28 protein-coding genes are annotated in these 25,697 nt (G+C 71.8%); 10 read left to right on the forward strand and 18 right to left on the reverse strand.

From position 1 onward, the window contains the following. The first annotated feature begins 13 nt into the window (after positions 1 to 13). The 3 genes from ABZ880_RS49590 to ABZ880_RS49600 are packed head-to-tail and all read left to right on the forward strand — an operon-like array spanning position 14 to position 3,956. Positions 14 to 490, forward strand: coding sequence for a hypothetical protein (locus tag ABZ880_RS49590; protein ID WP_361277675.1), 477 nt, complete (start codon positions 14 to 16; stop codon positions 488 to 490). Then, on the forward strand, positions 490 to 3,246 hold the full coding sequence (locus ABZ880_RS49595) for an ATP-binding cassette domain-containing protein (RefSeq protein WP_361277676.1): 2,757 nt from the start codon (positions 490 to 492) through the stop codon (positions 3,244 to 3,246). The genes ABZ880_RS49590 and ABZ880_RS49595 overlap by 1 nt, the downstream gene beginning before the upstream one ends. After that, positions 3,243 to 3,956, forward strand: coding sequence for an ATP-binding cassette domain-containing protein (locus ABZ880_RS49600; protein ID WP_361277677.1), 714 nt, complete (start codon positions 3,243 to 3,245; stop codon positions 3,954 to 3,956). Before ABZ880_RS49595 ends, ABZ880_RS49600 begins: the two co-directional genes overlap by 4 nt. Here the strand turns inward: ABZ880_RS49600 and ABZ880_RS49605 are convergent. Both ABZ880_RS49605 and ABZ880_RS49610 read right to left on the reverse strand, forming a co-directional pair. After that, positions 3,856 to 4,500 (reverse strand): transglycosylase family protein, encoded by a 645-nt coding sequence (locus tag ABZ880_RS49605; RefSeq protein WP_361277678.1) that lies wholly within the window; start codon positions 4,498 to 4,500, stop codon positions 3,856 to 3,858. The two genes, ABZ880_RS49600 and ABZ880_RS49605, sit on opposite strands and share 101 nt — an antisense overlap. Before the next feature lie 117 nt (positions 4,501 to 4,617). Continuing rightward, the gene (locus ABZ880_RS49610; RefSeq protein WP_361277679.1) at positions 4,618 to 5,271 is read right to left on the reverse strand and encodes a transglycosylase family protein; all 654 of its coding nucleotides are present in this window, start codon (positions 5,269 to 5,271) and stop codon (positions 4,618 to 4,620) included. Between the two features lie 505 nt (positions 5,272 to 5,776). Here ABZ880_RS49610 and ABZ880_RS49615 point away from each other — a divergent pair. Continuing rightward, the gene (locus tag ABZ880_RS49615) at positions 5,777 to 6,559 is read left to right on the forward strand and encodes a hypothetical protein (RefSeq protein WP_361277680.1); all 783 of its coding nucleotides are present in this window, start codon (positions 5,777 to 5,779) and stop codon (positions 6,557 to 6,559) included. 61 nt (positions 6,560 to 6,620) lie between these two features. Beyond that, positions 6,621 to 7,007, forward strand: a complete 387-nt coding sequence (locus ABZ880_RS49620) for a hypothetical protein (protein WP_361277681.1) — start codon at positions 6,621 to 6,623, stop codon at positions 7,005 to 7,007. Between the two features lie 63 nt (positions 7,008 to 7,070). Here ABZ880_RS49620 and der read toward each other — a convergent pair whose 3' ends face one another. From der to aroH, 5 genes are all read right to left on the reverse strand, one after another. Beyond that, positions 7,071 to 8,552, reverse strand: coding sequence for a ribosome biogenesis GTPase Der (gene der / locus ABZ880_RS49625; protein ID WP_361277682.1), 1,482 nt, complete (start codon positions 8,550 to 8,552; stop codon positions 7,071 to 7,073). A gap of 79 nt (positions 8,553 to 8,631) precedes the next feature. After that, the gene (locus ABZ880_RS49630; RefSeq protein WP_361277683.1) at positions 8,632 to 9,333 is read right to left on the reverse strand and encodes a lysophospholipid acyltransferase family protein; all 702 of its coding nucleotides are present in this window, start codon (positions 9,331 to 9,333) and stop codon (positions 8,632 to 8,634) included. After that, positions 9,291 to 9,977, reverse strand: a complete 687-nt coding sequence (cmk, locus tag ABZ880_RS49635; protein ID WP_361277684.1) for a (d)CMP kinase — start codon at positions 9,975 to 9,977, stop codon at positions 9,291 to 9,293. The genes ABZ880_RS49630 and cmk overlap by 43 nt, the downstream gene beginning before the upstream one ends. 109 nt (positions 9,978 to 10,086) lie before the next feature. Beyond that, positions 10,087 to 11,172, reverse strand: a complete 1,086-nt coding sequence (locus ABZ880_RS49640; RefSeq protein ID WP_361277685.1) for a prephenate dehydrogenase — start codon at positions 11,170 to 11,172, stop codon at positions 10,087 to 10,089. Beyond that, a complete protein-coding gene (gene aroH, locus ABZ880_RS49645; RefSeq protein WP_361277686.1) occupies positions 11,169 to 11,531 on the reverse strand; it encodes a chorismate mutase in 363 nt (120 codons plus the stop codon). Before aroH ends, ABZ880_RS49640 begins: the two co-directional genes overlap by 4 nt. Before the next feature lie 227 nt (positions 11,532 to 11,758). Between aroH and ABZ880_RS49650 the strand changes: the two genes are divergently transcribed. The 4 genes from ABZ880_RS49650 to ABZ880_RS49665 are packed head-to-tail and all read left to right on the forward strand — an operon-like array spanning position 11,759 to position 14,202. Continuing rightward, a complete protein-coding gene (locus tag ABZ880_RS49650) occupies positions 11,759 to 12,418 on the forward strand; it encodes a hypothetical protein (RefSeq protein WP_361277687.1) in 660 nt (219 codons plus the stop codon). Positions 12,419 to 12,446: 28 nt separating this feature from the next. Continuing rightward, positions 12,447 to 13,031, forward strand: coding sequence for a DUF6529 family protein (locus ABZ880_RS49655; protein WP_361277688.1), 585 nt, complete (start codon positions 12,447 to 12,449; stop codon positions 13,029 to 13,031). After that, positions 13,028 to 13,441 (forward strand): Rieske (2Fe-2S) protein, encoded by a 414-nt coding sequence (locus ABZ880_RS49660; protein WP_361277689.1) that lies wholly within the window; start codon positions 13,028 to 13,030, stop codon positions 13,439 to 13,441. Before ABZ880_RS49655 ends, ABZ880_RS49660 begins: the two co-directional genes overlap by 4 nt. Positions 13,442 to 13,464: 23 nt before the next feature. Further along, the gene (locus ABZ880_RS49665) at positions 13,465 to 14,202 is read left to right on the forward strand and encodes a nucleotidyltransferase domain-containing protein (protein ID WP_361277690.1); all 738 of its coding nucleotides are present in this window, start codon (positions 13,465 to 13,467) and stop codon (positions 14,200 to 14,202) included. Here the strand turns inward: ABZ880_RS49665 and ABZ880_RS49670 are convergent. The 3 genes from ABZ880_RS49670 to ABZ880_RS49680 are packed head-to-tail and all read right to left on the reverse strand — an operon-like array spanning position 14,134 to position 16,622. Then, positions 14,134 to 14,883 (reverse strand): nucleotidyltransferase domain-containing protein, encoded by a 750-nt coding sequence (locus tag ABZ880_RS49670; protein WP_361277691.1) that lies wholly within the window; start codon positions 14,881 to 14,883, stop codon positions 14,134 to 14,136. The two genes, ABZ880_RS49665 and ABZ880_RS49670, sit on opposite strands and share 69 nt — an antisense overlap. Before the next feature lie 3 nt (positions 14,884 to 14,886). After that, entirely contained in the window at positions 14,887 to 15,909 is a 1,023-nt protein-coding gene (locus ABZ880_RS49675) for an ADP-ribosylglycohydrolase family protein (RefSeq protein ID WP_361277692.1), read from the reverse strand. Beyond that, positions 15,906 to 16,622 (reverse strand): NUDIX domain-containing protein, encoded by a 717-nt coding sequence (locus tag ABZ880_RS49680; RefSeq protein ID WP_361277693.1) that lies wholly within the window; start codon positions 16,620 to 16,622, stop codon positions 15,906 to 15,908. The genes ABZ880_RS49675 and ABZ880_RS49680 overlap by 4 nt, the downstream gene beginning before the upstream one ends. Before the next feature lie 79 nt (positions 16,623 to 16,701). Between ABZ880_RS49680 and ABZ880_RS49685 the strand changes: the two genes are divergently transcribed. After that, positions 16,702 to 17,673, forward strand: coding sequence for a DUF72 domain-containing protein (locus tag ABZ880_RS49685; protein WP_361277694.1), 972 nt, complete (start codon positions 16,702 to 16,704; stop codon positions 17,671 to 17,673). Here ABZ880_RS49685 and ABZ880_RS49690 read toward each other — a convergent pair. The 8 genes from ABZ880_RS49690 to ABZ880_RS49725 form a co-directional block, all read right to left on the reverse strand. Beyond that, positions 17,556 to 18,974, reverse strand: coding sequence for an MFS transporter (locus tag ABZ880_RS49690; protein WP_361277695.1), 1,419 nt, complete (start codon positions 18,972 to 18,974; stop codon positions 17,556 to 17,558). The two genes, ABZ880_RS49685 and ABZ880_RS49690, sit on opposite strands and share 118 nt — an antisense overlap. Positions 18,975 to 19,028: 54 nt before the next feature. Continuing rightward, positions 19,029 to 19,586 carry a TIGR03086 family metal-binding protein gene (locus ABZ880_RS49695; RefSeq protein ID WP_361277696.1) on the reverse strand — a complete coding sequence of 186 codons (558 nt, stop codon included), beginning with the start codon at positions 19,584 to 19,586 and terminating at the stop codon, positions 19,029 to 19,031. Further along, on the reverse strand, positions 19,583 to 20,542 hold the full coding sequence (locus ABZ880_RS49700) for a sigma-70 family RNA polymerase sigma factor (RefSeq protein ID WP_361277697.1): 960 nt from the start codon (positions 20,540 to 20,542) through the stop codon (positions 19,583 to 19,585). Before ABZ880_RS49700 ends, ABZ880_RS49695 begins: the two co-directional genes overlap by 4 nt. A 97-nt stretch (positions 20,543 to 20,639) precedes the next feature. Further along, positions 20,640 to 21,719 carry a pseudouridine synthase gene (locus ABZ880_RS49705; protein ID WP_361277698.1) on the reverse strand — a complete coding sequence of 360 codons (1,080 nt, stop codon included), beginning with the start codon at positions 21,717 to 21,719 and terminating at the stop codon, positions 20,640 to 20,642. Further along, positions 21,719 to 22,393, reverse strand: coding sequence for an SMC-Scp complex subunit ScpB (gene scpB, locus ABZ880_RS49710; protein WP_361277699.1), 675 nt, complete (start codon positions 22,391 to 22,393; stop codon positions 21,719 to 21,721). Before scpB ends, ABZ880_RS49705 begins: the two co-directional genes overlap by 1 nt. Next, a complete protein-coding gene (locus ABZ880_RS49715; RefSeq protein ID WP_361277700.1) occupies positions 22,390 to 23,634 on the reverse strand; it encodes a segregation/condensation protein A in 1,245 nt (414 codons plus the stop codon). Before ABZ880_RS49715 ends, scpB begins: the two co-directional genes overlap by 4 nt. A gap of 18 nt (positions 23,635 to 23,652) precedes the next feature. After that, positions 23,653 to 24,243 (reverse strand): hypothetical protein, encoded by a 591-nt coding sequence (locus ABZ880_RS49720; RefSeq protein WP_361277701.1) that lies wholly within the window; start codon positions 24,241 to 24,243, stop codon positions 23,653 to 23,655. After that, positions 24,228 to 25,403 (reverse strand): ParA family protein, encoded by a 1,176-nt coding sequence (locus ABZ880_RS49725; protein ID WP_361277702.1) that lies wholly within the window; start codon positions 25,401 to 25,403, stop codon positions 24,228 to 24,230. The genes ABZ880_RS49720 and ABZ880_RS49725 overlap by 16 nt, the downstream gene beginning before the upstream one ends. Positions 25,404 to 25,697 lie beyond the last annotated feature (294 nt).

A 25,697-nucleotide genomic window follows, 5' to 3' on the forward strand; every position in this document is an offset into this window, starting at 1 on the left:
CGAGGAGCAGGCGATGCGGACAGCCCGACTGCGGACCGTGCACCCCGTCCTGTGGGCCGGCTGGGCCGCGCTCGCCGCGGGCGCTGTGCTGTGCGTCATCGGCTGGTACGGCATCTCCGGCGAGCGCTACGCCGAGCGCCAGCTGCCCTACCTCGCCTCCTGCACGGTCCCCGGCGCCGCCCTGATCATCGCCGGTTCGGTGCTGCTCACCCACGGCCGCAACGCGCTCGCCGCCGCGCGCGTGGAGGAGCTCTACGGCCTCCTCGTCGCCGCCGAGACCGCCGACGGCGAGGACTCGGCGCAGGCGGCCGCCATGCCCCTCGCGGTCAGCGGCGATCTGCTGATGGTGCCGGGCGGCACGCTGTGGCACCGCGCGGACTGTCCGCTGGTCGCGGGCAAGGTGGAGGCGGTCCCCGTCGACGCCAAGCTCCTCACCGGCGGCGAGCTGGGCCCCTGCCCCATCTGCGAGCCGTCCGAAGAAACCGACTGATGTCCTCCCTGACGTACGACCTCACGCTCGCCGGCCTCTCCGTCGGCAGCGCGGCCGCGCTCACCGGAATCGGCCTGATCGTGACGTACCGCGCGACCGGCGTGCTCAACTTCGCGCACGGCGCGATCGCGATGGTGTGCGCGTATGTGCTGCGGCAGTGCGTGGTCGAGTGGGGCTGGCCGCTGTGGCTGGGGGCGACGGTGACGCTCGTCCTCCTCGCGCCGGCGATCGGGGTGGCGCTGGAACGCTTCGTCTTCCGGCCGCTCGCCGTCCTGGGCGGCGATCCGGCGCAGACGCTCGTCGCGTCCATCGGGGTGTTCGTGCTGCTGGTCGGCGGGGCGGCGCTGATCTGGGGCCAGGGGGCCCGGGACGACGCGCCGGAGCTGGTGTCGGAGGACCCCTGGGGCCAGCTGGCGGTCGTGCTGGTACTGGCCGTCGGCGTCGGCACCGTGATCCGCTGGACCCGCTTCGGGCGGGAGCTGCGGGCAGTGGTCGACGACCGGCAGCTCGCCGTGCTCGGCGGCATCGACGCGGACCGGGTGGCCGCGGCGGGCTGGGCCTTCGGGGCGTTCACGGCGGGTCTGACGGGCGTGCTGCTGGCGCCGTACGTGCGCCTGGACCCCTACGGCCTGCCGCTGCTGGTCATGGAGGTCGTGGCGGTCGCGGTGGCGGCACGGATGCGGAACCTGCCGGTGGCCGTGGTCGTGGCCCTCGGCATCGGGGTCGCGCAGAGCCAGCTGACCCGGCTGCATCCGTCGGGCTGGGGCGAACCGCTGCTGCAGGCGGTGGGGGCGAACCTGTTCGTGGTCGCGCTGCTGGTGGCGGCCCTGGTGCTCCCCCGCGTCGGCACGCGTGACGGCCTGCCTCGCACGGCCACCGCGCGCGTGCCGACCCCGCCGGGCGCATGGATCGTGGCGGTGGTCCTGTTCCTGCTCCCCCTCGGCTTCGCGGGCTCTGACCTGCACACGTCGGTCCAGGTGCCGGCGCTGGGCGTGGTCCTGCTCTCCCTGGTGGTGGTCACCGGCCGCGGCGGCCAGATCTCCCTCGGCCAGGCGGCGTACGCGGGCCTGGGAGCCCTGTTCACGGCCCTGCTCGCGGCCGGCCGCTTCCCGGGCCTGCCCCGCCTCCCGGAACTGGCCGCGCTGGCGCTGGCGGTGGTCCTGGTGGCCCCCCTGGGCCTCCTGACCGGCTGGCCGGCGATCAGCCGCCAGGGCCTCGCCCTCGCCCTGGCGACCTTCGCGGTGGGCGTCGGGGTGAGCCGCTTCGTCTTCGCCCAGCCCTACGCGACATCCGGCCTCACCCTGGACCGCCCGGCGGGCTTCGACGGCGACCGCGCGTACTACGTCCTCGAACTCGCCCTGCTGGCAGCCGCGTTGGTCGCCACGCGCGCTCTGCGCAGGGGTCGTACGGGCCGCGCCCTCGCGGCCATGCGGGACCACGAGTCGGGCGCCTCGGCGGCAGGCGTCCAGGTCCCCTCCCTGAAACTCCTGGCCTTCGTCTCGGGTGCCGCCCTGGCCGCACTCGGCGGCGGCATGCTCGGCATGGGCCTGCGCGCCTTCGACCCCGGCGCCTACGACCCCGTACGCGGCCTGCTCTGGTTCGCCGCGGTGGTGGTACTGGGCGCCGACAGCACCCTGGGCGCCCTGCTCGCGGCCGCACTCCTGGTGGGCCTCGACTCGGGCGCGCGGGGCGGGGTGGCGGCGGCACTGATCGGGGTGTTGGCGGTACTGGTGGGACGCTTCCCCGGGGGCCCCTACGAGGCGCTGCGAACGGCGGCCGGACGCCTGCGGCTGCGCCGGAGGGCAAGCCTGACGACGGCGGGCGAACGCGCACGGGCGCACCTACGGCCGCCGCACCAACGGACGGCACGGCGACCGGCGTTGGCGGGGGTGACAGCGACGGCCGGCCACGAGCCGGCCGGGAGGACGGCATCCCCAGAGCCACCGCTCGCACCCACCGAGCCACGCCCGGCAGCCGCCGACGGCGCTGGGCCCCCACAGGGGCCACCCGCACCCGACCACGAAAGTCGCACGGGTGGTACGGGCGGGAACACAAACCCGGCAGAAGGCCGGGTGCCCACCCTCAAAGCCCGCGCCCTACAAGCCCGCTACGGCGGCTTCACAGCACTGGACAACGTCGACCTGGACATCCACCCAGGCAAGATCGCAGCCATCATCGGCCCCAACGGCGCCGGAAAGAGCACCCTGTTCCACTGCCTGGCAGGCACGCTCCGCCCCACCCACGGACAGGTCCGCTTCGGCAACCACGACGTCACACACCGGCCCGCACACGCCCGAACCCGCCTCGGCATCGCCCGCACCTTCCAACAACTCGCCGTCTTCCCGTCATTGACCGTCGCCGAAAACGTCCACGTAGGTGCCGAACAGGGCCGCGTACACGACCCGGCAGCCGTCGAGCGCACCCTCCGCCTGCTCGCCCTCGACGGCCCGGTACGCACACTGCCCGCCGCCGAACTCCCCACCGGCACGCTGCGCCGCGTAGAACTGGCCAGAGCCCTCGCGGGCAACCCCCGCGTACTGCTCCTCGACGAACCCGCCGCCGGACTGGACAGCGCCGAGGTCGCCGCGATGGCCCGCATCCTGAAGGCCCTGGCCGCCGACGGCACCGCCCTGCTCGTCGTGGAGCACGACCTCGACCTGGTCGCCGACCTCGCCGACGTCGTGCATGTCATGACCGCGGGCCGCATCATCGCTTCCGGCCCGCCGGACCACGTACTGGACGAGGTCGGCCCATGAGCGGCGTCTCCCTGCACCACGCGCGCGTGCGCTACGGCCCCCTGGAGGCCCTGCACGGCGTCACCCTCGCCGCCCCCGGCCCCGGCCTCACGGTCCTGCTGGGCCGCAACGGCTCCGGCCGTACGACCGCCCTGCGCGCGCTGGCCGGGACCGTACCGCTGTCCGGGGGCGCGGTCGTGTGGGACGGCACCGACGTGAGCCGGATGCCCGCGTACGAGCGGGCCCGCCGCGGACTGTGCCTGGTCCCCGAGCGACAGGCCGTCTTCGGCTCCCTGACCGTGCACGAGAACCTCGAACTGGCCGCAAGGGACTACGACTTCGCCCTCGACGCCTTTCCGCAGCTGCGGCCCCTGCTGCAGCGGCGCGCCGGCACCCTCTCCGGCGGTGAGCAGCGCATGCTCGCCCTCTCCCGCGCCCTGCTGGCACGCGCGCGCGTGGTGCTCGTCGACGAACCCGCGCAGGGCATGTCGCCCACGGTCGCGGCCCGCACGTACGAACTGCTGGCCGCCCTGGACGCGTGCGTGGTCGTCGCCGAGCAGCGGCTGCCGCCCGGGCTGCAGGGCGGGGCGACGGTCGTGGTGTACGAACTGCGGCGCGGCGCCGTCGAGTTCAGCGGAGAGGCGGGCGAGTGGGAGCGACGTGCAGGGGCGGGCCGAACAGCGCGGGGGCCCGGTGCGGCTCCCCGGCGCGGGTCGAGCCCTTCGGGATGACCAGCAGCGTGCCCACGTTCAGCCGGTCCGGGCGGGCGCCGACCATGTCCTTGTTGGCCTTGTAGAGCTCTCGCCAGCCGCCCTTGACGCCGTACCTGCTCGCGATCGCCACGAGCGAGTCACCGGGCCGCACCGTGTGCACGCGACCTCGGAGCTGGTACCGCTCGGCGCAGACGGGCCAGGCCTGCCAGCCCTGCGCGGCCAGTACGTTCTTGGCGACGGCGATCTGCTCCTTGCGGGTGGCGAGATCCGGGCGTTCGGCGTACTTCAGCCCGCCGTACGCCTTCCAGGTGGGCAGACCGAACTGCAGGCCTCCGTAGAAGCCGTTCCCGGTGTTGGCGTCCCAGCGCCCGCCGCTCTCGCACTCCGCCATGCAGCCCCAGGGCCAGTCGTCCTTGGCGCAGTCGTAGGAGATGCTCACGGGAAGCGCTCCCGGCTGCGGCGGTGGCGGTGCCGCGTGGGCGGCGACGGGGGCGAGGGCGCCGAGCAGGGCGGCGGCGACGGTGAGGGCCAGGGCGATCGACGTGCGGTGCGTGCGGATCATCGGCCCACGCTAAGCAGTGCGTGGCGGGCGGCCGCCCCGGCGCGTCCGGTGCGCCGAGGGGCCCCACCCGGTCGGACGACCGGACGGGGCCCCGTGCCCGGGTCAGGGGGGAGCGACTCAGAGTTCGAGCTGCTGCCCGGGCACGATCAGGTCGGGATCGCCGCCGATGACGGCCTTGTTGGCGGCGTACAGCTGCTGCCAGGTGGTCCCGTGCCGGGCGGCGATCCTGCTCAGGGTGTCGCCCTGGCGGACGGTGTAGTCGCCGCGGGACGCGCCGCGAGTCGTGTGGCCCGCGTCGCGTGCCGGCGCCTTCGACGGCTTCGACGGGGCTGCCTTGGTGGACTCCGAGGACTTGGTCGTCGTAGAACCGGAGGAGGCGGCGGGTGCGCTGCCGTACGCTCCAGCCCGTGCCGAACAGACCGGCCATGCGCCCCATCCCTGGGCGCGCTGGACCTTGGTGGCGACGGCGATCTGCTGCCCCTTGGAGGCCTTGTCGGCGGTCGACGCGTAGGCCGTGCCGCCGTACGCGCGCCAGGTGCCGGCGGAGAACTGCAGTCCGCCGTAGTAGCCGTTGCCGGTGTTGATGTGCCAGTTGCCGCCGCTCTCGCACTGGGCGATGCGGTCCCACACTCCGCCGTCCGCCGCCGCTGCGTTGCCGGTCGCGGCCAGCAGTCCGAGGGGCGCGAGCAGTGCCGCCCCGGCGAGGACCGCCGTCGTACGAGCCTGCGTCTTACGAACGTTGTCGCGGTTGGTATCGGCACACTCGGACATGAAATTCCCTCTCGAAGCACTCGGGGTCCCCCAAGGCGGGGCGCACTCACTGCACATGGGCAGTTCGTCGCGCTCCGCCCCGTCCGCCGGAGGGTGGTGCGGTGAGCTGGCTTGGTGCGGCCGGCGGACGTTCCCGAGCGGTGCTCGTTGCACACGGCCGAGGAATGTAGGGAGCTGGTGAGGTCGACAGCAACCAACTGCTTGTCATTACAGGCCAGTTCGCCGTTACCTCGGGTATCGGCTATTTCCGGCCACCCACTTCATTCGCTGATTTCCTGATTTGTCGACCAAGGCCCTCGATGATCTGTGACCCACTTCACGCAACCAACTTCCTTGGATTTCCAAGGAATTGACGGTGAGTGCCCGATTCCGCACCTGCGGTGACCCTGCGCGGTGGATGGTTCGATTCCGTTCGCCCTGGAGCGTGACTCCCGCCACAGATCGCCCGTTGTCTTCTTCATGAGTCCGGGACCCACCCGGGCACCGCTTCCCGAGGGAGTCACCCGTGCCGCGCATGCTCGACGTCAGCGACGAGGTACGTGCCGAGATCGGCGACGAAGAGGCCGACCGGCTGCTCGCCGGAGAGAACGCCCCGGGCAGTTACGACTGCACCTCCTGCCGCACCCCGGGCGACTCCGAACAGGAGCGCACCAGCACCGTCCTGTTCATCGGCGAGGAGACCGCCGTCCTCGCCTTCGCCCACGCCACCTGCCTGCCCTCGCAGGTCGTCCAGGTCACCGAGGAGCAGCTGCGCGGGGCCGTGAAGTCCATCTCCGGGGACAGCGTGGACCTCGACCCCTCGCAGGTCGTCCCCGAGCAGGCCGTGCTCGGCGTCACCAGCGGGCTCGTCCTGATCGCCGGGGAGTTGCACCCGGCGCTGGTCGTGGAGCCGACGGCGCCGATCGTGCGGCCGGGCGCGACGGCAGCCGGCGACGACTTCCTGCCGCTGCTGATCGAGCAGGGGTTCATGCCGCTGACGGAGCTGGCGGAGGTGCCGCCCGTGCTGCACGGGTGGTCGGTGCTGCTGGCCATGGGGCAGCTGCACGCGGTGCTGCAGCCCGGGTCGAACGGCGGACAGCCGGTGGCCTGGTGGCAGGCACACCAGCCGCTGCAGGTGACCGAGCCGTGGCGGGCCGCAGCGAACAAGCACCAGCAGGTGCTGATGTTCGCGGCGCCCGTGGGGTCGATCGGGCGTCAGCCCCGGGAGGACCTGCTGCGGGACGCGCTCGACAAGGCCGCCGCGAACGGGAAGTTGGTCGGTGCCGCAATGCCTCTCGCGGGCACGTGACTGCGCCCAAAGGGCCACGTCCGAACCGCATCCCTTGAAGTTCGGTGTCGTTTGGACATACGTGCACGCATACGACGTTCCCCGCCGCCAGCCCCTTCCGCCGATCCCGTCCGCACGCTCGGCCCAGGACGCCTCGGGCGGCCCCTCGGCCACGCCGATCTACGACGCGCTCTACGCCGAGTACGTCATGTCCTTCCGCACCCTGCCGGGTGACCGCAGCGGCGAGGAGGATCTGGGGTTCACCGCCTTCGGGAACATCCCGACCAGTGCGCACTCGCGCGGAGGACACCGGCCGGGGACGTTCAGCAGCTCGTACAGCGCCTACAGCGCGGGGGCCTTCAGCGCGCGGCAGCAGTCGAACTGGCAGCGCGTCGGGCACACCGGGCAGCAGGCCACGGGGATGCACCATGTGCCGGCCGCGCTGCCGCCGGGGCGCAGCGGCATCTGAAGGCCGGCAAAGGCGGAGGGGCGGCCCCTGCTGGGGCCGCCCCTCCGCCTTTGCCTGTGCTTGTCACTTCTTCTTGTTGCCGCGCTTCTCGCGCACCCGCACCGAGATGTGGATCGGCGTCCCCTCGAAGCCGAACTCCTCGCGCAGCCGTCGCTCGATGAAGCGCCGGTAGCCCGCCTCGATGAAGCCGGAGGCGAAGAACACGAACCGCGGGGGCTTGGTGCCGGCCTGGGTGCCGAACAGGATGCGCGGCTGCTTGCCGCCGCGGATCGGGTGCGGGTGGGCGGCGACCAGCTCGCCGAGGAAGGCGTTGAGACGACCCGTCGGAATGCGGGTCTCCCAGCCGGCGAGCGCGGTCTCGATCGCGGGGACCAGCTTCTCCATGTGCCGGCCGGTGCGCGCCGAGACGTTGACCCGCGGCGCCCACGCCACCTGGCCGAACTCGGTCTCGATCTCCCGCTCCAGGTAGTAGCGGCGCTCCTCGTCGAGGGTGTCCCACTTGTTGTACGCGATGACCATCGCGCGCCCGGCCTCGACGGCCATCGTCACGATGCGCTGGTCCTGGACCGAGATGGACTCGGCGGCGTCGATCAGGATGACCGCCACCTCGGCCTTCTCCACGGCGGCCGCGGTGCGCAGCGAGGCGTAGTAGTCGGCGCCCTGCTGGAGGTGGACACGCTTGCGGATGCCGGCGGTGTCGACGAACTTCCAGGTGACACCGCCGAGTTCGATGAGCTCGTCGACCGGGTCGCGGGTGGTGCCCGCGATTTCGTTGACGACCACGCGCTCCTCGCCCGCCACCTTGTTCAGGAGGGAGGACTTGCCGACGTTCGGGCGGCCGATCAGGGCGATACGGCGCGGACCGCCGATTCCGGCGCCGCCGAAGGTCTGCTGGGGTGCGGTCGGCAGGACCTCGAGGACGGCGTCCAGCATGTCGCCGGTGCCGCGGCCGTGCAGGGCGGAGACGGGGTACGGCTCGCCGAGACCGAGGGACCACAGGTACGCGGCATCCGCTTCGCCGCTGGGCCCGTCGACCTTGTTGGCGGCCAGCACCACGGGCTTTCCGGCCTTGCGCAGCAGTCGTACGACCGCCTCGTCGGTGTCGGTCGCGCCGACCTTGGCGTCGACCACGAACACGACGGCATCGGCGGCCTCGATCGCGTACTCGGCCTGCGCGGCCACGGAGGCGTCGATGCCGAGGACGTCCTGCTCCCAGCCGCCGGTGTCGACGACCTTGAAGCGGCGGCCCGCCCACTCGGCCTCGTAGGTCACGCGGTCGCGGGTGACGCCGGGCTTGTCCTCGACGACGGCCTCGCGGCGCCCGATGATGCGGTTGACGAGAGTCGACTTGCCGACGTTCGGCCGGCCGACGACGGCGAGGACGGGCAGCGGCCCGTGCCCGGCCGCCTCGATGGCGCCCTCGACGTCCTCGAGGTCGAAGCCCTCTTCCGCGGCGAGCTCCATGAACTCCGCGTACTCGGCATCGCCAAGCGCTCCGTGGTCGTGCTGCTCGCCCGAGCCGTCGGAGTGGATGTGGTCGTTCATGAAGTCCGTACCTCGTCGTTCATCGTGGTGATCGGTGGAACACCCGGTTTCTCCGGGTTGATCCACTACTTAGTGTTGCCTAGCGGCCGGTCAGCCGCCTGGCGTTTTCCAGGTGCGCGGTGAGCTGCTTCTGGATGCGTTCGGTCGCCTCGTCGAGCGCCTTGCGCGTACGCCGTCCGCTTCCGTCGCCCGCCTCGAAGGGGTCGCCGAAGACGACGTCGATACGGCTGCGCAGCGGAGGCAGCGCCTTAATCAACCGCCCGGGCCGCTCGGAACTTCCCAGTACGGCGACCGGGACGACCGGGGCGCCGCTGCGCACGGCGAAGTAGGCGAGGCCGGCGCGCAGGGAGGCGAAGTCGCCCTCGCCGCGGGTGCCCTCGGGGAATATGCCGAGGACTCCCCCGGCCGACAGCACGTCGAGGGCCTGGGTGATCGCCCCCCGGTCGGCGACCGACCGGTCCACCTTCAGCTGGCCGATGCCCAGCAGGAACGGGTCGAGCGGGCCGACGAACGCCTCCTTCTTGATCAGGAAGTGCGTCGGCCGGGGCGCCACACCCATGACCATCGGGCCGTCGATGTTGTGGGAGTGGTTGACGGCGAGGATCGCCGGACCGGTCGCGGGCACCCTCCAGGCGCCGAGCACGCGCGGCTTCCACAGCCCGTACATCAGGCCGACGCCGATGCGCCGCCCGACCTCGGCACCCCGCTCCGAAGCAGCCTTGGCTGAAGTGGCCTCGGTCACTTCCCGGCCCGCTTCTCCTCGACGAGGGTGACGACGCACTCGATGACCTGCGCGAGGGTGAGCTCAGTGGTGTCCACCTCGACCGCGTCGTCCGCCTTGGCGAGCGGCGAGGTCTTGCGGCTGGAGTCGGCCGCGTCGCGCTTGATCAGCGCCTCGCGGGTGGCGTGCACGTCGGCGCCCTTCAGCTCTCCGCTGCGGCGGGCGGCGCGCGCCTCCGGCGACGCGGTGAGGAAGATCTTCAGGTCGGCGTCGGGCAGCACCGTCGTACCGATGTCGCGGCCCTCGACGACGATGCCCGGCTCGGCGCCGGTGGCGATCGAGCGCTGCAGCTCGGTGATCCGGGCCCGCACCTCCGGCACCGCGCTGACGGCGCTGACCTTGGAGGTGACCTCCTGGGTGCGGATCGGGGCGGCGACGTCGGTGCCGTCGACGGTGATCGTAGGGTCGGCCGGGTCGGTGCCGGAGACGATCTCGGGCTTGCCGGCCACGGCGGCGATCGCGGACGGGTCGTCGATGTCGATCCCGTTGTTCACCATCCACCACGTGATCGCCCGGTACTGGGCGCCGGTGTCCAGGTAGCTCAGGCCGAGCTGCGCGGCGACGGCCTTCGACGTGCTCGACTTGCCGGTGCCGGAGGGACCGTCGATGGCGACGATCACTGGCTGGGCGGCGCCGTTTTCCACGGGGGGACACCTTCCTGGTGCGGTGCGGTGGGTGTGTGGGGCGCGATCGTGCCCTGCACAAGGTTACCGGCCTCCCGGGGCCCCTCTTACAGGCGGATCATCGGGAAGATCACTGCCGGAGCGCCCAGCCCCGCTCGCGCAGTGCCGCCGTCAGCACCGGCGCCGCCTTCGGCTCCACCATCAGCTGCACCAGGCCCGCCTGCTGACCGGTCGCGTGCTCGATGCGTACGTCCTCGATGTTGACCCCGGCCATCCCCGCGTCCGCGAAGATGCGGGCCAGCTGACCGGGCTGGTCGTCGATCAGCACCGCCACGACCTCGTAGGTGCGCGGAGCGGAGCCGTGCTTGCCCGGGACGCGGACCTGTCCGGCGTTGCCGCGCCGCAGGACGTCCTCGATCCCGGCGACGCCCTCACCGCGCTTGGCCTCGTCGGAGGACTGCAGGGACCGCAGCGCCTCGACCGTCTCCTCCAGGTCGGCGGCGACGTCGGAGAGCAGGTCGGCGACCGGACCGGGGTTCGCGGACAGGATGTCGAGCCACATCCGGGGGTCGGAGGCGGCGATCCGGGTCACGTCCCTGATGCCCTGCCCGCACAGCCGTACGGCGGCCTCCTCGGCGTTCTCCAGACGCGCGGCGACCATGCTGGAGACCAGGTGCGGCATGTGCGAGACCAGCGCCACCGCACGGTCGTGGGCGTCGGCGTCCATGACCACCGGGACCGCCCGGCAGTGCGAGACCAGCTCCAGGGCGAGGTTCAGCACCTCGGTGTCGGTGTCGCGGGTCGGCGTCAGCACCCAGGGGCGGCCCTCGAAGAGGTCGGCGGTGGCGGCCAGCGGGCCGGACTTCTCGCGGCCGGACATGGGGTGCGTGCCGATGTACGCGGACAGGTCCAGGCCCAGCCCCTCCAGCTCGCGGCGCGGGCCTCCCTTGACGCTGGCCACGTCGAGGTAGCCGCGGGCCACGCCCCGGCGCATGGCGTCCGCGAGCACCCCGGCGACGTGGGCGGGCGGCGCGGCGACGATCGCGAGGTCGACCGGCCCGTCGGGCGTCTCGTCCGTGCCGGCGCCGAGCGCGGCCGCCGTACGGGCGTGCTCGGGGTCGTGGTCGGCGAGGTGGACGACGACGCCACGCCGGGACAGGGCGAGCGCGGCGGACGTACCGATGAGGCCGGTGCCGATGACGAGGGCGGTTCTCACTGGGCGATGTCCTTGCGCAGGGCGGCCGCGGTGCCGAGGTAGACGTGCGCGATCTCGGTGCGGGGCCGGTCGGACTCGATGTGCGCGAGGACGCGGACGACGCGGGGCATGGCGCCCTCGATGTCCAGCTCCTGGGCGCAGATCAGCGGGACGTCGACGATGCCGAGCTTGCGCGCGGCGGCCGCCGGGAAGTCGCTGTGCAGGTCGGGCGTGGCCGTGAACCAGATGCTGATCAGGTCGTCGCCCGTCAGCTCGTTCCGCTCGAGGATGGCGGTGAGCAGGGCTCCGACCTGCTCGTCCATGTGCCCGGCCTCGTCCCGTTCGAGCTGGACGGCTCCACGCACCGCTCGTACCGCCACGGCTTTGCTCCTTGATGTACGTATCGGCTCTTCGACCGTCCAGCCTAGTCAGCCCGCGTCGGACGGACGCACGGCGCCCGCCCGCTGAGACGGCCCGACGATCTACGACAATGTCACCCGAATGTCTCTATTCCGCTACTTGGGACGAGTGCATCCCGTGCGCCTCTTTACGCCGGGCCCGCCGGTCCGCTCTCATGGCAGGAAACTCGCCTCGGGGGAGGCCCTGAATGAAGCGTCCTGGACCGCTGCTGACCTTGCTCGCGGGACTGCTGGTCGGCCTGTTCATGCTGTCGCTCAATGCGACGACGGGGACGAAGACCGCGTCGTCCACGTACAAGGAGGAGTCACCGGCCGTCACGGCAACACCGAGGCCGTCCGCGACGACCACGTCGCCCAGCCCCTCCCCGTCACGGACGGCCGCGCCCAAGGGCGTCTACACCGGCCGCACCGACGACGACTCCTCCGCCGTGGCGATCTCACTGCGTGACGGCAAGGCGATCGCGTACTTCTGCGACGGCCACAACATCGAGTCCTGGCTGAAGGGCGACGTGCAGGACGACGGCAGCATGCGGCTCACCGGCAAGGACGGCGCGAAGCTGAACGCCACGGTGAAGGGGAGCACGCTGATCCGCGGCACGGCCGACGTCGGCGGCGGGCACTACCCCTTCACCATCGACAAGGCCAAGAAGCCGTCCGGGCTGTACCGGGCGAACAGCCAGGTGGCCGGCGCCAGGATCGTCGGCGGCTGGATCGTCCTGCCGGGCGGGAAGCAGGTCGGCATCGTGACCCGCGACGACGAACCCTCGGCCGCGCCGCCCATCGACCCGGAGTCGGGTGCGGTGACGGTCGACGGACAGCAGCTCACGGCACGTCCCGTAACGCCCTGATCCTCTCCTTCTGCCTCAGGGAGCCGACATGACCGTCGACCCGAACGCCGCCACGCAGAGCTTCCCGCCCCAGCAGCCGTCCCATCGCGCCCCGAGCCCCGCCCGCTACCTGATCCCGGCCCTGGTCGCCGGCGCGGTGGCGGTCGCCCTCGGCGCCTACGGCAAGATCCACGACCCGGCGGGGACCGCCTTCAACATCGCGGGGTTCAGCAGCACGGGCGCGGTGAAGTCGTGGCTGGCGACGACCGCGTTCTTCTTCGCGCTCGTCCAGCTGGTCAGCGCCTTCATGATGTACGGCAAGCTGCCGGGCCCGCGCTGGGCCTCGAAGCTGCACCGCTGGTCGGGCCGAATCGCGTTCCTGGTGGCGGTGCCGGTCGCGGTGCACTGCCTGTATGCGCTCGGCTACCAGACATATGAAACGCGTGTTTTGTGGCACTCTGTCCTGGGTTGCTTCTTCTTCGGTGTCTTCAGCGCCAAGATGCTGCTGCTCCGCTGGGAGCGGCTTCCCGGCTGGCTTCTGCCGCTCGTCGGCGGGCTGGTCTTCACCGTTCTCACGCTTCTCTGGCTGACCTCCGCCCTCTGGTTCTTCCGCACCTTCGGAGTGACGACATGACCCACCGCTCGACGCGGCGCACGGTTCTCCTCGCGACGGGCGCGGTGACGCTCGCCGCGGGCTGCAGCAAGTACGGCGACAACGGCGGGGACTCGGGATCGTCCTCCGCGAACGCCTCCGCCGGGCAGGAGCTGGCGAAGACGTCGGAGATCCCGGTCGGCGGCGGCAAGATCTTCAAGGAGGAGAAGGTCGTGGTCACGCAGCCGAAGAAGGACGACTTCAAGGCCTTCTCGGCGGTCTGCACGCACCAGGGCTGCACGGTGGGCACGATCTCGGACGGCATCATCCACTGCCCGTGCCACAAGAGCGAGTTCCACATCGCGGACGGCTCGGTGGCCAAGGGTCCCGCGGCGAAGCCGCTGCCCGCGGAGCAGATCAAGGTGGACGGAAATTCGATCCGCCTGGCGTGACCGGTCCGCGTACTGTCCCGTGCATGCAACCCGAGACCCTGGTACGTGACCACACGATCTACGCCTGCGTGATGGGCTCGCGCGCCTTCGGTCTGGCGACGGACGGCAGCGACACCGATCGCCGGGGCGTGTTCCTCGCCCCCACGCCCCTGTTCTGGCGTTTCGAGAAGCCGCCGATGCATGTCGAGGGACCGGCCGAGGAGCAGTTCGGCTGGGAGCTGGAGCGCTTCTGCGAGCTGGCCCTGCGGGCGAACCCGAACATCCTGGAGTGCCTGCACTCCCCGCTCGTGGAGTACGTCGACGACACGGGCCGTGAACTCCTCGCCCTGCGCGACGCGTTCCTCTCCCGCCGGGCCCACGAGACGTTCGCGCGCTATGCGCTCGGCCAGCGCAAGAAGCTGGAGGCCCACGTCCGCACGCACGGCGCCCCGCGCTGGAAGCACGCGATGCACCTGCTGCGCCTGCTGATGAGCTCCCGCGACCTGCTGCGCACGGGCGCCCTCACCATCGACGTCGGCGACCAGCGCGAGCCGCTGCTCGCGGTGAAACGCGGCGAACTCCCGTGGCCCGAGGTCGAGTCGTGGATGAACCGCCTGGCGGCCGAGGCGGACGAGGCGTCCCGCCGCAGCCCGCTCCCCGAGGACCCGGACCGGCGCCGCGTGGAGGACTTCCTCGTCCGGGTGCGCCGCGCCTCAGCGCTCCAGCCGGATCCGTACGACGAAGTCGTGCAGGGCGTCGTACACGGCCGGGGCGTCGGGTAGGGCCGAGGCCTCCTGCGCCTCGTCCAGCACTCCGTGCAGCCGCTCGACGTCGTCGCGCACGCGCGCGTGGTCGACGTCGGCGTCCCCGTGCTCCTGCGCCGCCTTCGCCGTGATCAGCTCCGGCAGATAGGCGGGGGCGGCCAACTCACCCAACAGCGTGGGCAGATGGGCCTGCACCTCGCCGCTGCGCATGAGATGGATGCCGGTCAGCAGGACCCGGAAGGTGTAGAGCAGCGGCTTGAGTTCGCCGGTCTTCTCGAACAGCCGCCACTGGGTGTTCGCAAATCCCCGGTAATGGTGGGCGTGGTGGCTGGTGAGCACGCCGGGCGCGAGCGCGGCCAACTCGCGGTGCGCCTCCGTCGTGTGCACGACCAGGGGCGAGAGCAGCTGCTCCAGCACATAGCCGTTGCGGCGCAGCATCAGCCGTACGAACTTGCGCAGGTCGTGTGTGACCAGGTCCATCTCGACGCCGTCGCGGTCCCACATCCGGGAGCGGGTCTCGTCCGGCTCCCGCAGACCCACCAGGTCGGCCGTGGGCAGCAGGTGCACGCCCCGCAGGTCCACGTCCGAGTCGCGCGACGGGAAGCCGTAGAGGTGCGCGCCGGAGACGGTCGCGAACAGCACCGGGTCGGGCTGTTCGGCGACCACCGGCGTCAGGTCGATGTCCAGGGCGTCGATCACCGCTCAAGCGTCCCAGAGGGCGCCGAGCGTCATCAGGTCGCCCCGGTACTCGATGCGGTCGGCCCACTCGGTGGGCCAGGCCTCGGCGCCCAGGTACGCGCCCGCGAAGGCCCCGGTCAGGCAGGCGATGGAGTCCGAGTCGCCGGAGGTGCAGGCGGCCCGGCGGATGGCCGTCACCGGTTCGTCGACGAACAGCAGGAAGCACAACAGGCCGGTCGCCAGGGCCTCTTCGGCGATCCAGCCCTCGCCGGTGGCCAGGCACGGGTCGGTCTCCGGCGAGACGGTGCGCACGGCGTCCTGCAGCCGCCCGAGGATCTCCAGGCACTCGTCCCAGCCCCGCGCGATGAACTCCTCGGGGGTCGCGTCCTCGGCGCGGGTCCACAGATCGCCGAGCCACGCCCGGTGGTAGCGGGACCGGTTCTCGAGGGCGTACGACCGCAGCAGGCCCACCAGTCCGGTCGGCTCGGCACCCTGCGCGAGCAGCCGTACGGCGCGCGCGGTGAGGTCGGACGCGGCGAGCGCCGTCGGGTGCCCGTGCGTCAGCGCGGACTGCAACTGGGCGGCGCCCGCGCGCTGTTCGTCGCTCAGGCCGGGGACGATCCCGATGGGCGCGACCCGCATGTTGGCGCCGCAGCCCTTGGAGCCGATCTGGCTGGCGTCCTGCCACGGACGGCTCTCGTCCTTCAGCAGACTGCAGGCCCGCAGGCAGGTGTTGCCCGGCGCCCGGTTGTTCTCCGGCGACTGGTACCAGTTCACGAACTCCTCGCGCAGCGGCCGCTCCAGCCGCATCGGCGCGAGCACCCCGCGGTCCATGGCCGTCCGCAGACCCCGCCCGACCGCCAGCGTCATCTGCGTGTCGTCGGAGACGAACGCGTGCTTCGGCAGTGGCAGTTTCCGCCAGGGCCCGTGCTTGGCGAGGATCGTCGGCACGTCGTTGAACTCGGTGGGATAGCCGAGCGCGTCCCCGAGGGCAAGCCCGATCAGCGCCCCGGTGGCGGCGCGTTTCCTGACGGTCGTGGCAGTCATGCGGGACGTCCTTCCCGGGGCGGTCGGAGCAGGGGCGGATGCAGGGCGGTGGCCGGTCCCGCGCGGTAGAGGGCGGCCGGTTTGCCGCGCCCGCCGGTCAGCCGGGCGGCACCCGCCACCGGCTCGACGAAACCCGGCGTGGCGAGCACCTTGCGGCGGAAGTTGGGCCGGTCGAGGTCGGTGCCCCAGACCGTCTCGTAGACCTGCTGCAGCTCGCCGAGCGTGAACTCGGGCGGGCAGAAGGCGGTGGCGAGGCAGGTGTACTCGAGTTTGGCGCCGACGCGTTCGTGGGCGTCGGCCAGGATCCGGTCGTGGTCGAAGGCGAGCGGACCGGCCGAGTCGTACGGCAGCCAGCTGGCCCGCGCCGCGTCGCTGCCGGCCTGCGGCTCCGGCGCGTCGGGCAGCAGCGCGGTGAACGCGACGGACACGACCCGCATCCGGGGGTCGCGGTCGGGCTCGCTGTAGGTGCGCAGCTGCTCCAGGTGCAGGCCCGTGACGTCCGACAGGCCGGTCTCCTCGGCGAGTTCGCGCCGGGCGGCCGTCTCCGCGGACTCGTCCGGCTCCACGAAGCCGCCGGGCAGCGCCCAGTGGCCGGCGAAGGGCTCGTGGCCACGCTCGACGAGCAGCACGTCCAGGGCGCCGTCGCGGATCGTCAGGACGGCGAGGTCGACGGTGACGGCGAAGGGTTCGTAGGCGTACTTGTCGTACTCCATGAGCCCCACCCCCTTAATGGTCATCTCGACTATAAACAGGGGTGGCGTGCTTCCACAACCCCCGGGTAACCGGCATCCCATGGGCGAGATCCTCGTGGGCACGTGTTCGTGGACGGACCGGGCGCTGGTCGGCAGCGGCTGGTATCCGGCGGGGTACAGCGACGCGGAGGGGCGGCTCAGGCACTATGCCGGGCGGTTTCCGGTCGTCGAGGTCGACTCGGCGTACTACGCGCTGCCGAGCGCCCGCAACAGCCGACTGTGGGCGGACCGGACGCCGGACGGCTTCGTCTTCGACGTGAAGGCGTTCTCGCTGCTCACCGGGCATCCGGCGCGCAAGTCCACGATGCCGGACGGGCTGCCCCCCGATGCCGGGGACCCGATGGTCCTCGACGAGGTGTGGGCGCGGTTCGCCGAGGGGATCGCGCCGCTGCGGGCGGCCGGGCGGCTCGGCGGTGTGCTGTTCCAGATGCCGCCGTGGTTCCGGCCCGGGAAGCGGTCCGGGGAGTTTCTCCGGGAGTGCGCCGAGCGGACCCGGGGGTGGCCCGTCTCGGTGGAGTTCCGCCATCCCGGGTGGTGGCGGCCGGAGTGGGCGGAGGCGACGCGCGCGCTGCTGACCCGGTACGACATGGCCGCCGTGGCCGTCGACATGACGCAGACGCTCCCCTTCTCCGTCCCGCCCGTCACTCCGGTCGCCTCGCCGCGGCTGTCGGTCGTGCGGTTCCACGGGCGGAGCGCGGCCTGGGGGTCGGGGAGCAAGGAGGACCGGTTCCGGTACGACTACGGCGACGCCGAACTCGCCGAGTGGCTGCCCCGGTTGCGGGCACTGGCCGCGCAGGTGGAGCAGCTCCACGTCCTGTTCAACAACTGCTGCGGTGCCGCCGCGGTCCGTGCCGCCGAGCGGATGAGGCATCTGCTCGACGACACGGAGCGGAGTCACGCGCGCGTGCGGGACGGCGCGAACGCCGCCACCACCGCCCCGGCTCCCGCGGCCCCCGCCGAGACCCACAGCGCGGGCGCGCAGCCGTCCAGGAAGGCGGCGGGCGAGCCGTAGCCGCCGTACTGCGTGAAGACCAGGGCGGCGACGGCGACTCCGAAGACTCCGCCCAGCTCGCGCATGGCGTTGTTGACGCCGGCCGCGACGCCCGCCTCGCCGAGCGGGACGGACGACGTCACGGCGTTCGCGACGCTCGGGAACACCATCGAGATGCCGATGCCGGCGATGATCAACGGGACGACCAACTGTCCGTATCCGACGCCCGGTTCGACCTGCGAGGCCAGCAGTGCGAGCCCGGTGGCCTGCAGCAGCAGGCCGACGAACATGAACGGCCGGGTGCCGAACCGGTCCGCGAGTGCGCCCGCGACCGGCGCGACCAGCAGCGGCATGGCGTTCCACACGAGGATGCGCACGCCCGCCTCCAGCGGGGAGTAGCCGAGCCCGGTCTGGAAGAGCTGCGTGATCATGAACAGGGCGCCCAGCAGGGAGCCGAAGAGCAGGAACGCCACCGCGTTGGCGGTGGAGAAGCCGCGCCGCCGGAAGTGCGCGAGCGGCAGCATCGGGTAGCGGGCACCCCTGCGCTCCCAGGCGAGGAAGGCCGCCACGAACACGATCCCGGCGGCCAGCGCGCCCAGCACCTCGGCGCTCCCCCAGCCGGCCTGCGGCGCCCGCACCGGCGCCCAGGCCAGGCCCGTCACTCCTACGGCCGCCAACACCAGCCCCACGAGATCGAGTTGGGGCCGGGTGCCGTAGCTCTCACGGAGTTTGGTGGCGGCCAGGGGCAGCATCGCGAGCCCGATCGGCACGTTCAGCCAGAAGATCCACTGCCAGGAAAGGCCCTCGGTGACGGCTCCGCCGAGCACGGGCCCGGCGGCGACACCGAGTCCGGTCACCCCGCCCCAGACGCCGATCGCGACGCCCCGCTTCTCGGCCGGGAACGCCTCGCTGATCAGGGTCAGGGTGAGCGGCAGCAGTACGGCCGCCCCGGCACCCTGCACCACGCGTGCGCCGATGAGCTGGCCCGGGCCGTTCGACAGCGCGGAGGCGACGGAGCCCAGCGTGAAGACGGCGAGCCCGACGATGTACATCCGCCGCCGCCCGAACCGGTCGCCGAGCGCGGCGCCGGTCAGGGTCAGACAGGCGAAGACCAGGTTGTAGGCGTTGATCGTCCACTCCAGGTCCGACAGGCTCGCCCCGAAATCGGCCCGCAGCGCGGGCAGCGCGGTGGCGACGACCACAATGTCGAGCGAGCACAGCAGGGCGCCGAGCCCGGCGAGGACGACGGTCCAGACGCGTCGGGGCGGGACGGCCTGTTCGACGGGTGGCTTTCGTACGGAGACACCGAGTGTGTCGGTCATGACGGGAGTTCCTTCCGTGAGCTCTTGAGGTCGCTCACGGAAGGCAGACCACCCTCACCCCGGAAAGGAATCGCACCGCCCCAGAAACGCCAGCAGCCGGGCGTCGGGCCGCGCGCACGCCGGTACGGCGACCGGCGCGGCGAACCGCACACCCCGGTCCTCCTCCGCCACCACGCACCGCGCCACCGGCAGCAGCTCGGCCGCGAGGGAGCCCGGTATGGGGCGCGGCCGCCCGCACGCCTGGGCGACGTCCCACCCGTGCACGGTGATCTCCACGGCGCCCACGGCGGCCATCACCCGCACATCCAGCGGCAGTTCGCCCACCAGGACCCGCTCCCCGGGCCCGGCCGCCCAGGCGCCGAGCACGGCACCCGCGCGCGTACGGAACGCGCACGCGAGGTCGACGCTCCCCGGCTCCCGGGGGACCAGCCCGATCCGCCCGCCGGTCAGCCCCTCGTGCAGGGCGTCCAACGAGTCGTCGAGATGCCCGAGCAGCTCCGCCAGGTCCCAGTCGGCGCAAGGTGTGCCGCGCTCCAGGCTCCCGGACCCCACCTCGACGACGCTCCCCAGTGCGTACGCGAGCGAACGCTCCAGCAGCTCCCCGCAGTTCATGACAGCACCCGGGGAAAACCGAAGCGCACGACCTGCTCGGTGTCGATGAAGGCCGTGATCCGCGCCAGCGTTGCGCCCTCCACCGTGAGCACCTGCACCGAGTGCGCCCGCAGCACGCCGTCCACCCCGCGCACGTACATGACGACGGCAGGCTGCCCGTTCGCGCGCGTGGGCAGCATCCGGTAGCGGCCCTCCCCGTGCCCACGGGCCCGCAGGAACAGCAGCACGTCCTTCTTGCCGCAGAACCACTCCAGGTTGGGCGGCATCTCCAGCTCGACACCGTCCTGGAGGAGCTCGAGCAGCGCGTCCATGTCGGCGTGCTCGAACGCGGCCATGTACCGGTCGAGCACCTCGCGGTCGGCCGCGCCCCCGGGTTCCACGACGAGGTCCTCCTCCGGAGCCACCTCGTCGAGCCGGGCACGCGCGCGTTGGAGGCTGCTCTTGACGGCCGCCGTCGAGGTCCCCAGCAGGGACGCGACCTCGGGCGCCCGCCAGGCCAGCACGTCCCGCAGGATGAGCACCGCCCGCTGCCGCGCGGGCAGCTGCTGCAGCGCGGCGACCAGTGCGAGCCGCAGGCTGCCGCGGGCGGCCACGACGGTCGCCGGGTCGACGAGCGAGTCGGGCAGCGGCTGGAGCCACGGAACGTCCGTCGCAGGGGCCCTCAGCGGCTCCTCAGGCGCCTGTGAGGGCCCGCCGAGCCCCGCGGGCAGCGGACGCCTCGCGCGGCTCTCCAGCGCCGTCAGACACGTGTTGGTGGCGATCCGGTGCAGCCAGGTCCGCAGCGAGGCGCGGCCCTCGTAGCCTTCGTAGGACCGCCAGGCCCGCAGATACGTCTCCTGCACCAGGTCCTCGGCCTCGTCGACCGAGCCCAGCATCCGGTAGCAGTGCGCGAGCAGCTCTCGCCGGTACGGGTCCGTCAGGCGTACGAACTCGTCGCGGTCCGTCGTCGTGGTCATGGCGCTCCCTCCGTCACGCAATACAGACCGGCGGGGACGCGAAAACGAATCGGCCGGCCCGGAGGAATCCAGGACCGGCCGAAACATCAGGTGTGGCTCAGAGGTCGACTTCCTTCATCAGCATCCCGACCTCCGTGTTCGACAGCCGGCGCAGCCAGCCCGACTTCTGGTCGCCCAGGGTGATCGGCCCGAAGGAGGTGCGCACCAGCTTCTCGACCGGGAAGCCCGCCTCCGCCAGCATGCGGCGGACGATGTGCTTGCGGCCCTCGTGCAGGGTGACCTCGACCAGGTAGTTCTTGCCGGTCTGCTCGACGACGCGGAAGTGGTCCGCGCGCGCGTACCCGTCGTCCAGCTGGATGCCGTCCTTGAGCTTCTTGCCCAGGTCGCGCGGGATCGGGCCCACGATGGCGGCGAGGTAGGTCTTCTTCACGCCGTACTTGGGGTGGGTCAGCCGGTGCGCCAGCTCGCCGTGGTTGGTGAGCAGGATGACGCCCTCGGTCTCGGTGTCGAGCCGCCCGACGTGGAAGAGCCGGGTCTCACGGTTGGTGACGTAGTCGCCGAGGCACTGCCGCCCCTCGGGGTCCTCCATCGTCGACACGACACCGGCGGGCTTGTTCAGCGAGAAGAACTGGTACGACTGCGTCGCGACGGTCAGGCCGTCGACCTTGACCTCGTCCTTCTCCGGGTCGACGCGCTTGCCCTGCTCGAGGACGATCTCGCCGTTGACCTCGACCCGGGCCTGCTCGATCAGCTCCTCGCAGGCGCGCCGGGAGCCGTAGCCCGCCCGCGCGAGCACCTTCTGCAGCCGCTCGCCCTCCTGCTCGGCGCCCGGGAAGGTCTTGGGCAGCTTGACGTCCTTCTTGCCCGCGTACCGGTCCCGGTTGCGCTCCTCGGCCCGCGCGTCGTACTCGCGCGAGCTGCCGGGCGCCGTACGGCCGCGCCCGCCCTGCTGGGACTGCTTCGGCCCGCCCTTGGCACCCCCGCGCGCGGAGCCGCCACGACCGGACTTCGGACCGTCCGGGGTGGCGCCGGGGCCCACGTCGTAGCGGCGCTCCTCGGGGCGGGGCTTGCGCGGGCGGCCGCCCTGGCCGCCCTGCTTCTGGTCCCTGTTGTTGCCGGCACCGCGGTAGTTACCGCGCCCACCGCTCTTGCCGCTACCGCTGCCGCTGCTTCGCATCAAAGTTCCGTCGTCGTCGTGTCAGTCATGGCCGACGTGGGACCGTCGTCCGGATCCGGGGCGTCCGGATCGAACGACGGTACGGCTTCCTGGGTCTCGGCCTCGATCGCCTCCGCCTCCGGCAGGAAGGGCGCGAGCTCCGGGAGCTCGTCCAGACCGCGCAGGCCCATCCGCTCCAGAAAGTAGTTCGTCGTCGTGTACAGGATCGCACCTGTTTCGGGTTCCGTGCCCGCCTCCTGGACCAGACCCCGTTGCAGAAGGGTCCGCATCACGCCGTCGCAGTTGACTCCTCGTACGGCCGAGACGCGGCTGCGGCTCACCGGCTGACGATAGGCGACGACCGCCAGGGTCTCCAGGGCGGCCTGGGTGAGGCGCGCCTGCTGGCCGTCCAGCACGAAGCCCTCGACGGCCGCGGCGTACTCGGGCCGGCTGTAGAAACGCCAGCCGCCGGCGATCAGCCGCAGCTCGAAGCCGCGGCCCTGCACGGCGTACTCGTCGGCCAGTGCCCGCAGCGCGTCCCCGATCTGCCGTCTGGGCCGCTGGAGGATCTTCGCGAGGTGCTCCTCGGTCGCGGGCTCGTCCACCACCATGAGGACGGCCTCCAGGGCGGGCTTGAGGTCGAGGTCGGCGACGGTGCGCAGCCCCGCCGGCAGTTCGGTGGTCTCCTCGCTCACGCCTTCTTCTCCTTGGCTTCGTCCTTGGGCACCTCGGGCGGCCGGTCGAACTCGTCGGTCACCGTGGGCGTCTCGTCGCCCTCCCCGCCGGTCCAGCGCACGATCAGCTCACCGAGCGCCGTCTCCTGGTCGAGCGCCACGGCCTTCTCCCGGTACAGCTCCAGCAGCGCCAGGAATCTTGCTACGACGGTGAGGGTGTCGTCGGTGTCCTCGACGAGGGCCCGGAAGCTGGCCTCGCCGAGCTCCCGCAGCCGGGCGACCACGATTCCGGCCTGCTCCTGGACGCTCACCAGGGGCGCATGGATGTGGTCGACGTACACCTGCGGCTTGGGCTTGGGCTGCATCGCCTTCACGGCGAGCTTCGCGAACCCCTCCGGTCCGATGCTGATGACCACCTCGGGCAGCAGCTCGGCGTGATGGGGCTCGAGTCCGACGGTACGGGGGTAGCGCCGGGCCTCCTCGTCCAGTCGCCGGTTGAAGATGTCGGCGATCTGCTTGTACGCGCGGTACTGCAGCAACCGCGCGAACAGCAGGTCCCGGGCTTCGAGAAGCGCGAGGTCGGCCTCGTCCTCCACCTCGGCGGAGGGCAGCAGCCGGGCCGCCTTCAGGTCGAGCAGCGTGGCCGCGACGACCAGGAACTCGGTCGTCTCGTCGAGGTCCCAGTCCGACCCCATGGCCCGGATGTGCGCCATGAACTCGTCGGTCACCTTGGACAGCGCGACCTCGGTGACGTCCATCTTGTGCTTGGAGATCAGCTGGAGGAGAAGGTCGAAGGGCCCTTCGAAGTTGGAGAGCCGGACCTTGAAGACGCCGTCGGAGGGTTCCTCGGGCTCCGCAGGCTCCGGGACAACAGCTGAAGGCTCTTCGGCAGGGGGCTCCGCGACAACCGAAGGCTCTTCGGCAGGGGGCTCCGCGACAACCGGAAGCTCTTCGGCAGGGGGCTCCGCGACAACCGGAAGCTCTTCGGCAGGAGACTCCGCGACAACCGAAGGCTCTACGGCAGGTGGCTCCTCGACGACCGAAGGCTCTACGGCAGGTGGCTCCTCGACGACCGAAGGCTCTACGGCGGGAGACTCCGCGACAACCGAAGGCTCCTCCGCAGGGGGCTCCTGCACGAGCACCGGAAACTCCTCCACGGGAGCCTCCGGTTCGGCCTGCGGAGCAGTCGTCCCCGGTCCCCGGCCGAGCGCACGCCGACGGCCGGCGGCACCGCCGGGGACGGGAGCGTCGTTCGAGGTCATGGCCCCGCAGGCTACCGCCTACCGCCCACGCAGCCGACGTACGAGAATGCTCGCGTCCCCGCGGGACTCCAGGTCGGCCAGCACCACGGCGACCGCCTCGCGGACGATCCGCCCGCGGTCGACGGCCAGGCCGTGCTCGCCGCGGAGCACCAGGCGCGCGTGCTCCAGGTCCATCAGCTCCTCGGCGGACACGTACACGGTGATCTTCTCGTCGTGCCGCTCCCGCCCGCTGGGCCGACGCGAGGCCGAGGACCGGCCGCGCTTGCGGGGCTGGGCGCCCGCGGACGCGGCGGCGGCAGAACCTTCCTGCGCCCCCTGACGTCGCCCGGAGCGCTCCGCTGCCGCCGCGCGGCTGCGGGACTCCCCGGCGTCGGCCGGCTCCGGCTCCGCCGCCACATGCTCCGCGCCCTCGCCGTCGCCGCCCTGTGCGGGCACCGACTGCGGTGCGTCCTCGGGCGACCCGGCCGCGGCCGGGTCGCTCTCCCCCGCGGGCGCGGGCACACGGGCTTCGCCGTTGGCCCCCCGCCGCGGAGTGGACGGCTGGAGCGCCATTCCCCCTGTCGTACGGAAGAGTTCGTCGGCCCCCGGCAGACTCACTCGGCGTGACACCGGGCGAGCACCTCCCTGGCGAGCTGACGGTAGGCGGCGGCGCCGACGGAGTTGGAGGCGTACGTGGTGATCGGCTCACCGGCGACCGTGGTCTCCGGGAAGCGGACCGTGCGCCCGATGACCGTGTGGTAGACGTGATCGTCGAATGCCTCGACCACACGGGCCAGGACCTCGCGGCTGTGGACCGTGCGCGAGTCGTACATCGTGGCGAGGATCCCGTCGAGCTCCAGCTCCGGGTTGAGCCGCTCCTGGACCTTCTCGATGGTCTCCGTCAGCAGCGCCACACCACGCAGTGCGAAGAACTCGCACTCGAGCGGCACTATCACCTTGTGCGCGGCCGTCAGCGCGTTGACCGTGAGCAGGCCGAGCGAGGGCTGACAGTCGATCACGATGTAGTCGTAGTCCGACATCAGCGGCTTCAGGGCGCGCTGCAGCGTCGACTCGCGCGCGACCTCGGAGACCAACTGGACCTCGGCGGCGGACAGGTCGATGTTGCTGGGCAGCAGGTCCATGTTCGGAACCGCCGTCTTCAGGAGGACCTCGTCGGCCGCCATGCCCCGCTCCATGAGCAGGTTGTAGACGGTGAGGTCGAGCTCCATCGGGTTGACACCGAGGCCCACCGACAGCGCGCCCTGCGGGTCGAAGTCCACGAGCAGCACGCGCCGTCCGTACTCCGCGAGCGCGGCACCCAGGTTGATGGTCGACGTCGTCTTGCCGACGCCGCCCTTCTGGTTGCACATCGCGATGATCTTCGCGGGGCCGTGGTCGGTCAGCGGGCCCGGGATCGGGAAGTACGGCAGCGGGCGCCCGGTCGGGCCGACGCGCTCACGGCGCTGGCGGGCAGCATCGGGCGCGAGCGTGGCCGCGTACTCGGGGTCGGGCTCGTACTCCGCGTCGGGGTCGTAGAAGTGCCCTTCGGGCAGTTCGTCGTAGTCGGCGAAGTGGTTGTGGGGCGCGCCACTTCCGTCGCCGGCCATGGCGTTCACGTGATGGCCATCCATGCTCTGGTGTGCAGTCCGGATCACCTGCGGACCCGGGCTCTGATGGGCTGCGAAGGTGCGCACAGCAACGGAGCCGACAGCCTCGAACCCCTCGGGGTCCTGGCCCCTTACCGGCGTTCCTGGGCGACCACCCCCGGGAGAAAATGTCGACTCATTCACAAGTCGTCTTACCTCCTTGGTGACCAGGAAACTTCTAGACAGGTCAGCGTGGCACCATGCCGACGGTTGGCGACTCTATGGCGTGTCGGGCGTCCGCAGCAACACAATCCGCCGGACCCGGCAGGATGTGTCGGCAATGAAACATCCCTCTGTCAAGGGCGTACGGCCGTCGCACGGCAGGTTTGACCGGTGTGCGAATCGACCAAAGGGTTACGTTCGAGGCGAGTTGGCCGAGAGCCGCAAAGTGACCATACACACATCCGGCCGGACCTTGTCGGGCAAGGTCCGGCCGGG

Source organism: Streptomyces sp. NPDC047043 (assembly GCF_040644055.1).
Lineage (GTDB): Bacteria > Actinomycetota > Actinomycetes > Streptomycetales > Streptomycetaceae > Streptomyces.

Coding starts and splice junctions, on each gene's coding strand:
- ABZ880_RS49605 (WP_361277678.1), bottom strand. CDS start 4,500: ATGATCCGCACGCACCGCACGTCGATCGCCCTGGCCCTCACCGTCGCC.
- ABZ880_RS49600 (WP_361277677.1), top strand. CDS start 3,243: ATGAGCGGCGTCTCCCTGCACCACGCGCGCGTGCGCTACGGCCCCCTG.
- ABZ880_RS49680 (WP_361277693.1), bottom strand. CDS start 16,622: ATGGAGTACGACAAGTACGCCTACGAACCCTTCGCCGTCACCGTCGAC.
- ABZ880_RS49675 (WP_361277692.1), bottom strand. CDS start 15,909: ATGACTGCCACGACCGTCAGGAAACGCGCCGCCACCGGGGCGCTGATC.
- ABZ880_RS49610 (WP_361277679.1), bottom strand. CDS start 5,271: ATGTCCGAGTGTGCCGATACCAACCGCGACAACGTTCGTAAGACGCAG.
- ABZ880_RS49695 (WP_361277696.1), bottom strand. CDS start 19,586: ATGAACTGCGGGGAGCTGCTGGAGCGTTCGCTCGCGTACGCACTGGGG.
- ABZ880_RS49700 (WP_361277697.1), bottom strand. CDS start 20,542: ATGACCACGACGACGGACCGCGACGAGTTCGTACGCCTGACGGACCCG.
- ABZ880_RS49660 (WP_361277689.1), top strand. CDS start 13,028: ATGACCCACCGCTCGACGCGGCGCACGGTTCTCCTCGCGACGGGCGCG.
- ABZ880_RS49715 (WP_361277700.1), bottom strand. CDS start 23,634: ATGACCTCGAACGACGCTCCCGTCCCCGGCGGTGCCGCCGGCCGTCGG.
- der (WP_361277682.1), bottom strand. CDS start 8,552: ATGAACGACCACATCCACTCCGACGGCTCGGGCGAGCAGCACGACCAC.
- ABZ880_RS49685 (WP_361277694.1), top strand. CDS start 16,702: ATGGGCGAGATCCTCGTGGGCACGTGTTCGTGGACGGACCGGGCGCTG.
- ABZ880_RS49655 (WP_361277688.1), top strand. CDS start 12,447: ATGACCGTCGACCCGAACGCCGCCACGCAGAGCTTCCCGCCCCAGCAG.
- ABZ880_RS49665 (WP_361277690.1), top strand. CDS start 13,465: ATGCAACCCGAGACCCTGGTACGTGACCACACGATCTACGCCTGCGTG.
- ABZ880_RS49705 (WP_361277698.1), bottom strand. CDS start 21,719: ATGCGAAGCAGCGGCAGCGGTAGCGGCAAGAGCGGTGGGCGCGGTAAC.
- ABZ880_RS49595 (WP_361277676.1), top strand. CDS start 490: ATGTCCTCCCTGACGTACGACCTCACGCTCGCCGGCCTCTCCGTCGGC.
- ABZ880_RS49690 (WP_361277695.1), bottom strand. CDS start 18,974: ATGACCGACACACTCGGTGTCTCCGTACGAAAGCCACCCGTCGAACAG.
- ABZ880_RS49650 (WP_361277687.1), top strand. CDS start 11,759: ATGAAGCGTCCTGGACCGCTGCTGACCTTGCTCGCGGGACTGCTGGTC.
- ABZ880_RS49590 (WP_361277675.1), top strand. CDS start 14: ATGCGGACAGCCCGACTGCGGACCGTGCACCCCGTCCTGTGGGCCGGC.